The sequence below is a fragment of the Pseudarthrobacter sp. NPDC055928 genome (assembly GCF_042270935.1).
In the GTDB taxonomy this organism is placed as follows: Bacteria; Actinomycetota; Actinomycetes; order Actinomycetales; family Micrococcaceae; genus Arthrobacter.
This window is the reverse complement of the sequence record NZ_JBHJZH010000006.1, coordinates 24,020-32,037: the sequence shown is the minus strand read 5'-3', so window position 1 is coordinate 32,037 and position 8,018 is coordinate 24,020. Positions and strand designations below refer to the sequence as shown.

The 8,018-nt window shown below is 61.8% G+C and carries 5 protein-coding genes; 3 read left to right on the top strand and 2 right to left on the bottom strand.

Annotated features, from left to right (window positions below):
- Nucleotides 1–391: 391 nt before the first annotated feature.
- Both ACFC25_RS09675 and ACFC25_RS09670 read left to right on the top strand, forming a co-directional pair.
- A complete protein-coding gene (locus ACFC25_RS09675; protein ID WP_376044937.1) occupies nucleotides 392–634 on the top strand; it encodes a hypothetical protein in 243 nt (80 codons plus the stop codon).
- A gap of 459 nt (nucleotides 635–1,093) precedes the next feature.
- Nucleotides 1,094–2,248, top strand: coding sequence for an MFS transporter (locus ACFC25_RS09670; protein WP_376044936.1), 1,155 nt, complete (start codon nucleotides 1,094–1,096; stop codon nucleotides 2,246–2,248).
- A 235-nt stretch (nucleotides 2,249–2,483) separates the two neighbouring features.
- Here the strand turns inward: ACFC25_RS09670 and ACFC25_RS09665 are convergent, their stop codons facing one another.
- Nucleotides 2,484–5,036, bottom strand: coding sequence for a DEAD/DEAH box helicase (locus tag ACFC25_RS09665; protein WP_376044935.1), 2,553 nt, complete (start codon nucleotides 5,034–5,036; stop codon nucleotides 2,484–2,486).
- Nucleotides 5,037–5,319: 283 nt separating this feature from the next.
- Between ACFC25_RS09665 and ACFC25_RS09660 the strand changes: the two genes are divergently transcribed.
- Nucleotides 5,320–6,483: an ATP-binding protein gene (locus tag ACFC25_RS09660; protein ID WP_376044934.1), complete on the top strand. Its 1,164-nt coding sequence runs from the start codon at nucleotides 5,320–5,322 to the stop codon at nucleotides 6,481–6,483.
- A 53-nt stretch (nucleotides 6,484–6,536) separates the two neighbouring features.
- Here ACFC25_RS09660 and ACFC25_RS09655 read toward each other — a convergent pair whose 3' ends face one another.
- The gene (locus ACFC25_RS09655) at nucleotides 6,537–8,015 is read right to left on the bottom strand and encodes an N-6 DNA methylase (protein ID WP_376044933.1); all 1,479 of its coding nucleotides are present in this window, start codon (nucleotides 8,013–8,015) and stop codon (nucleotides 6,537–6,539) included.
- Nucleotides 8,016–8,018 lie beyond the last annotated feature (3 nt).

Sequence of the window (8,018 nt, the reverse complement as noted above, 5' to 3'; positions counted from 1 at the left end):
ACCCAACCCCACCCCCCCCCCCCCCCCCCCAACCCACCCCCCCCCCCCCCCCCCCCCCCCCCCCCCCCCACCCCCCCCCCCCCCCCCCCCCCCCCCGCGCCCCCCCCCCCCCCCCCCCCCCCCCCCCCCCCCCCCCCCCCCCCCCCCGGGGCCCCCCCCCCACCGCTCGGCTGACAAACTGACCTGCGCACTAGCCTGCCCGGCGTGCCCCAAATGGTGAACTCGGCCGCCGGGGGTTTCAGCATTGACCTGTTAGCCCTCGGACAGAGTTAATCATCGGGAATCCAAGCGATCGCGACGTCCCGACGACTCCGTGGACATCCAGGCCATGTACACCTCTCCGGTGAGACCGAGAACCCAACAAGTATCCGATTCATCGATTGGCATAACCATGCGAAATAACGAACCGGAAGTAACTGAGCACGTCGAACACAACGTTTACTCAATCCCGATAAGAGTCTTCGAAGCTGAGCGTCGCGATGAAAGCCTGTCCGAAGCAGTCGGCAGCCTCATGCAGGCGGCCACGGCGACGAAGTGTGGGATTCTCGTAACCCGCCACCGCTACGACCTCTACAGCGCGGTGGTCAGCTCAGATGTACCCCACGGCCTCATCCGTGAGATCAGCCAAATATAGCTTCGCACCGTTGCGTAGAGATTGAAGAAGCAGGCGCCTCATCAGTAGGGCACCGTCTCAGTCCAGCGCGCCTGTTCACTAGTGAAGAAGGAACCCATGGCCAGCACGCCGAACCGACTGCGGTCGGGCCAAGGGGAGCGTTTTGTGACTGAAAAGTGCCGCGTCCTGTGACGGCGAACGCTTCGCCAGGACAGCTGCAGGAAAGAGACGGAGACCCTTCTCAGGTTGGAACGACAGCCCGTGAACCGGGCCGTGAGGCACCTTCGATTCCCTTCACCTGTGACGACGACTGCGAGTTCTGCCGAGGACCGGAAACAGACTGAAGGTCTCATCGGCCTTCCGCCCTAAAGGGGGCCTATATTCCCCGGAACCTCCCGTCGCTCGCAACACGGGAGGTTCCGGTACCACTTGGAATCCTTGGAACACACATATCAGAGGCTTAGAAGGGCGCAAACACGCATGGGTGCGTTCTCTTATCTCGCCGCATCGGTCCCAGCGAGAATGGCGAATTTCGGTGCTGCCGTAGCGCTACCTATTCTTGCGATCCAACAATTTGACGACGTCACCATTGGTGGACTCCTTGTTGCCGCCACCCTGGGCCCAAGCGTCCTGGCCGCGCCACTGGCAGGAGTGATCCTGGATCGTGCCCGCCGGCCAGGATCCGTTATTGCTGGAGCTGGACTGATAACAGCAACAGCCTTGGCGACCGCTTCCCTTATCGGGCCGATACCGCTGCCTGTTGTACTTCTCACCCTGGTCGCGGCTGGGGCGGCGACCCCTTTCTACATGGGGGGACTGTCGAGCTTCATCATCAGTGTGGTTCCCGATGTTCGCAGAGCGTTCGCGTATGACGCCCTTTCATACAATGCCTCTGCCGTAGCCGGACCGGCGGTTGTGGCCGTCTGTGCATCATTCTTGCCCGCTCACGTTTCGCTTATCGTGCTGGCCGCAGCTGCCGCGCTGGGATCTGCGTGCGTCCGTGCCATCGGCCTACGCCCGCACGCGCAGGCAAGGAGTTCTCCTTTTGAAGCGATCAAAGCTGGTCTACAAAGAATTTCCGGGCACAGGCAACTGGCGCTAGTTACCGCTTCCTATTCCTTGAGCCAATTAGGGCAAGGGGCTTTGGCAGTTGCCGCGGTGGCCCTTTCATTGGAAAGGGCCGGGTCACCGAGCGAGGGGGCCGCATTGGTCACTTCTTTCGCGCTTGGCAGCCTTCTGGGAGCCATCTTCGAGACCGTATGTCCCACACGGCGCCGCCCTCACGTCGTCATGACGGCCAGCTTCTTCGCGACTGGCCTCCTGACTCTCGCCGCCGCGTTGGACACAGGAACCGTGTGGACCAGTATTGCCATCGGATTGGCCGGAATATTCACCGCACCTGCTACAGCGGCAATGCTATTCCTACGCAACCGTCACAGTCCGCCACACCTAAGATCCCAGATTTTCACCGTTAGTGCGGGCTTGGGAGGCACAGCCTCTGCTACGGGTGTGGCCTTGGCCGCATCATTTTCAGGATTCACGGGAGGGACGATGTCTGTTGTGGCAATCGGTCTCGTTTGGGTTGCATCCGCTACTCTCATGATCGCCTACCAGGAAGATCCTGCTTGTCTGTGAGGGGAAGCGAAGCACGTTCGGGACAGCCAGATTGCCCAGCATCCCATAAGGTTCATGCCCCAACACTCGTGTTACGCGGAATCCCGGCGATCCTGCTGGGCGAGGGAATGTCCCACTGAAGGTGTCCCACAACCAAGGAAGTGGGACATTAGCGACGTCAACCCTCCACAGTAACGAACATCCCGATTCGAAAGAACAGACGGCTAGCCAAGCCATCGACAGAGGTTCTTTGGTGTTACTCAGCCACTACACTCACAGTGCTTCGCAATTCTGCGAGCTGGGTGGTTCGTAGGTCTGAGATCCACTGGGTCGGTAGTGCTCGCTCTTGGCTGAAGATGCCAGCGACGGCGCGCATGTCCGGATTGTTGAGACTGCGGACTCGGCGCCAGGCACGGATGATTTTGTCGTGAAGGTTCAGGACTTGGTCCGGGCGCAGGAGCCAGAGGTGGTCCTCGGCGACGAGTGCCGCAGCAGGATGAGTGCGTGTCTGCGGGGTGACGATGAACCCGAAGGAGTCGCCGGGGAGGTCTTGGTCGCGACTGCGTGAGAGGTAGCGCAGGTGACCTCCAGCCTCGCGGGTGTAGCCGGCACCGAGCTCGCCGTCGTCCTTGGCTTCGCTCTTCGCCTCCCAGGAGATCCACGTGATGTCGCCAAACAGCCAAGCACCGTCCGGGGCAGCGGCGGACTTGGACCGGGCCAGGCTCTCGCTCGCGCCGGCATAGTGGCCGAGGTCGACGAGGGCCTGCTCATAGGGAGTGGCTGGCTTCTCCGACACCGCCTTCCGCATTTGCGTGACCGCTGTGTCGAATGCAATGGGTCGGCCGAGGGTGACCAGCCGGGTCAGGATATTGTTGACGGCGAGCTGATCGAGCGGATCCAGCTCGGCCTGCATGGTGGGGTCATCGAGAGTGTCGGCCGCGGAGACGAGGTAGTCGAGCCACTTAGTTCCGCGGGCGCAGCCGCGAGCGTCGCGCAGGTAGGCCGTAGCCGTAGTCGTATATTGGGCGTCGCCGGTAGCGCGGTGCAGGCGAAGTGAGATCGAGGCGGCGAGGTAGTTCCAGAGCCCGGCGTAACGGCCCGAGGACCGGCCGCCAACCAGACAATCGATCACTTTGCGGGCGGCCTCCAACGCCGCAGTCCAGTCTCCGCTCCAGATCGCTTCCCAGGCTTCGACCTCGGCGCGGGCCGCGTCTTGGAGCTGGGTTGCTCCGGCCGGATCAATGCGTTCGTACTGGTCCCGTTTGGCGAGAATGTCCTCCTCAACATTGGCCCAGTCGTTCCCATGCTCGTCGAAGATCGCGATGTTTTCGGTCATGTTTGCACTGTCGCCGTCAAGGCTTTGCTGCCAACCGAACTCGATCTCGGCATGCAGGTCGGGGTGGAACGCAGACTGTACGTCGTTGCGGGTGAGATAGCTGACAAGGTCGTCGCCGAGCACAATCACGGTGGAGTAGTCCCGGAAATTGCGGGTGGCCCGCCCAGCTCCCTGAGCGATGCGAGCACGGATGCGCTCTTGCAGAACGTTCTGGGCGCCAAGCGCGCTGTAGAGGAACCTCTCTTGCAGGTCGCCCTTAGCCGGCAGGCCATCGAGAACCACCAGCCTGCAGTCCTCATCAGGCAGATCGATGCCGTCGTAGCGATTGCTCAACGTCAACAGAGCCGCATCACTGTCGATGAAGGGGTCGAGACTGTCTTCGACATCCGTGGCGGTCAAAACTTCGAAGCCGTCCGGGACGCACTCGGTAACCAGAGTTGCGATGGTGCGGAAGTCCGGTCCGATCGCAACAGCCCGACCCGCCTCCTTGATCCTTTCCTTGACCCAGGCCGGGACATCGTCGGGTTTGCGGGACAAGTCGGTCGTCAACTGCGGAAAACAGAACAGCCGCCGTCCAGTGCCGCGCTTGTCCCAGCCTTTCGGGACGGGGATGCGCTTGATCTTGCGGCGCCCGAAGGCGCGTTCCAATTCCCCACCGTGGCCGAGGGTGGCACTGAGGTATATGCGGCGGGCCGGGTCGTCGAAGGCTGGGTGGGTGCCGGTGGGCGGGATCAGCGGCCGGATCAGCAGACTCCGGTGTGAGATGTAGATCAGGCAGCGGTCGACGTTGCCCTCAAGCATTTTCCTTGCCCAGCTAGCCTCCTCGGAGAGCCCACCGGACATCGCCGCTTGATGGAGTAGTGTCTCCAGGTCATCCTTGACCTGGGCGACCCCGTGGGGTGAAGCCAGGTAGACCCCGGCGCGGTAGTCAGCGTCGGCGCCATCGCGACGCAGTCCCTGCACCACTAGGCTGTCCAAACTGTCAGAGATCAGTGACAGTACATCGTGATAGACGGGGCCACGGTCGATGGTCAGTGACCACGGACCGGCAACGTAGTCGGCCGCACCGTGAGCATCATCCAACAGCAGTGTCGTGACGTCGTCGAGGGCCGGGTTGCCGTTGAACACATGAGAGTAGGTGCTGACCGCCACGGCTTCGCCCGACCTGTAACGGGCCCTCGCTGATTGGTCCCATGTCTTCACTCGCCCCGTAAGCAGCACGGTCGGGATGCCGTACTCGCCAAGCCGGTCGGCGGTCTGCGCGGCGAGCTGCTTGGTCAAGCAGAGGTAGGCCACCCTGTCGCCGGCCGTGCGGCGTTGGAACTCACCGATCACCCCTGCCACTAACGTCTTTCCTGCCCCCGTCGGCAACTCCAACGCAACGTCACGCGCGCTGACGAATTGCTGGTGCCATCCGCGCAACACCTGCCCCTGGTGGTCCCAGAGCGGCGGGGCGCCAGTTCGCTCGGACACCCAATTGTAGAGATCAACCGGATCGTCGAATTGTTCCGCCGTCAACAAAGGCCTTCGTTTGAATGCCACCCGTTCCTCCCCAATCTCATTCGTTCTGTCGAGCTATGGTCCGACCAGTGACGCGGTTCCAAGGTTGCGGGACATCCTGAGCTGGGCCTCGGGCTTGGAGCAGGTCGCTGCAGCATTAGCACCGACACCACAAACAGTAACATAAACTACAGGCTTATAACAGTAGTTGTTATTAGCTCATATAGTTTTCTATACTCGGGGGATGGATCCCTCAATGAACCCCTTCGCACCCGGCTCCGGCGTAAAACCTCCGGAGCTTGTCGGGCGGCAGGGCGAAATTGATGCCTTCGACTTGCTGGTCGCGCGCGCCAAGTCCAACACGGTCGGGGACCGGGGGATGATTCTGTCCGGTCTGCGTGGCGTGGGTAAGACCGTACTGCTGAATGTGTTCGCTGACCAGGCGAGGCGTAATGACTGGCTTGTCATCCAGTTAGAAGCCCAACCGGGAGATGCCGGCAGGGGAGCGACCCGCGCGAAACTTGCCCGTGAGCTCGAGGTCGGGGCGCGCAGACTCCGGGGAACACCTGTCTGGTCCTACCTCAAAGACGTCATGGCGAGCATAGGTAACGTGACTGCCAGCCTTGGGGTGACGGGGGTATCGGCCTCGGTGAGCACTAAGAACGGAAGGGCTGACTCCGGCAAACTAGACATCGACATTGAGGAGCTTGTCGAAGACGTTTCCCTGGCGATGAAGAAGGCCAGATCAGGGTTCGGGCTGTTCATTGATGAGATGCAGGATCTCGATGAGGAACTGCTGACGGCTCTGCTCTCCGTTCAACACCTGGCCGGGCAGCGCGGGTGGCCGTTTTACCTGATCGGTGCCGGCCTGCCCAACCTTCCAGGGAAGGTCTCGGAAGCGAGGACCTACGGGGAACGTCTCTTCCTCTACCGGACTATTGGACAGCTGAATCCCGATGCAGCCGCGGAGGCGCTTACGGTGCCCATCAACCGGCTTGGCGCCTCGACCACGGACCAGGCGCTTTCCATGCTGCTCGCTGCGGCGGACGGATATCCCTTCTTTCTTCAGACGTACGGCCGCGCAGCCTGGGATGCGGCGCCCGGAAAAGTCATTGATGAGGATGACGCCCGACTGGCCATCAGCTACGGCACCATCGACCTTGACCACGGATTCTTCGAAGCACGCTGGCAGCGGGCCACACCGGGGGAACGCCGGTACCTGAGAGCCATGGCCCGGGACGGCGACGGACCGTCTTCGACGGGAGAGGTGGCCGCGAGATTGGAAAAGCCAACCAACAAGCTTGCCGTGGTCCGCTCACGGCTCATCGCCAAGGGCGTTGTGTACGCGCCGGAGTACGGTTCCATTCAGTTCACTGTCCCTGGAATGGCGGGCTTCATCGCACGCCAGACCGAGGACTGAAGAGGAAGCATACTGCTGACAAGCCGGTGCGGTGGTGCCCTGGCCCGTGCACTTTAGTTCAGCAGCTGATTCTCAAGTGCTGCAGCTACTGCTTCGAATTCGGCGAGAGCAGCAGCGAGTTCCTCGACAATCTCGCGTGCGATGACGTCGGGCGAGGGTAAGTTGTCGAGGTCTTCGAGTGAATCGTCCTTAAGCCAGGTGATGTCCAAGTTGGCCTTGTCACGGGCGACGATCTCGTCATACGTGAAGGACTTCCAGCGCTCGGACTCGGTGCGCGCGGGGCGGTTGGCAGACCGGTATGCCGAGACAAATTCGTCGAGGTCGGCGCGGCGGAGAGGGTTCCGTTTGAGCGTGAAGTGCTTATTCGTCCGCAGATCATAGACCCAAAGCCGCTCGGTCCACGGCCGGTCTGGACGGGCGACCTTCTTGTCAAAGAAGAGGACGTTGGCCTTCACACCCTGGGCGTAAAAAATCCCGGTCGGCAGCCTCAACATTGTGTGGAGATCAAAGTCGGAGAGCAGCTTGCGCCGGATTGTCTCCCCAGCGCCGCCCTCGAAGAGCACGTTGTCGGGCAGGACGACTGCTGCGCGACCGTTAGTGTCGAGGATCGTGGCTATGTGCTGGACGAAGTTGAGCTGCTTGTTGCTCGTGGTGCAAACGAAATCTTGCCGCTCGATCTCCCGGTCCTCCCGGACCTCACGGCCATCGGCGCCGACCATCGTCAGTGACGACTTTCGCCCGAATGGCGGGTTCGACAGCACCACCGACCAACGCTTACCTGGATCGGCGATGAGGGAGTCGCGCACCTCGATGAGCGAGTCGCCGTTCGAAGTCCCCATGCCGTGCAGCAGCAGATTCATCGCAGCGAGCCGCGCGGTACCGTCTACCAGCTCGTAGCCGGTGGCGAAAGTGTCGCGTAGGTGATCGCGCTGCGTAGGCGTCATCGCCTCCGCACCATGTGAGGCGTACTCGTGGGCGACGAGGAGGAAACCGCTGGTTCCGCATGCGGGGTCCACCACAGTATCGGCGACGGTGGGCTGGATGACGTCGACGATCGCCTGGATGAGGGCACGTGGCGTAAAGTACTGCCCAGCGCCGGAGCCTTTGTCTGACGCTCCCTTGGACAGCAGCTCCTCGTAGGCGTCGCCCTTAATATCGGTGCCGGCCTGAGACCACTGTTCCTTGTCGATAAGGTCAACGATCAGCCGACGTAGCTTGGCCGGGTCCTGGATCCGATTTTGCGCCTTACGAAAGATCGTGCCGATTACTCCCGGCTCACGGGCTAGGCCGACAAGAATCTTCGTGTAGGTGAGCTCGAGATGGTCGCCTTGAGCGTCGAGCAACCGCTGCCAAGAGTATTCCTCAGGCACGATCTGCTCGGGCGCGAGCTTCCGCGTCCCACGCTCGTGCGCCATCTTCAGGAACAGCAGGTAGGTCAGCTGTTCGGTGTACTCAATGACGCCTACGCCATCATCCCGCAGCACGCCGCAGTACGACCAGAGCTTGTCGACAAGTCGCCTAGCGTCAGCCATCGC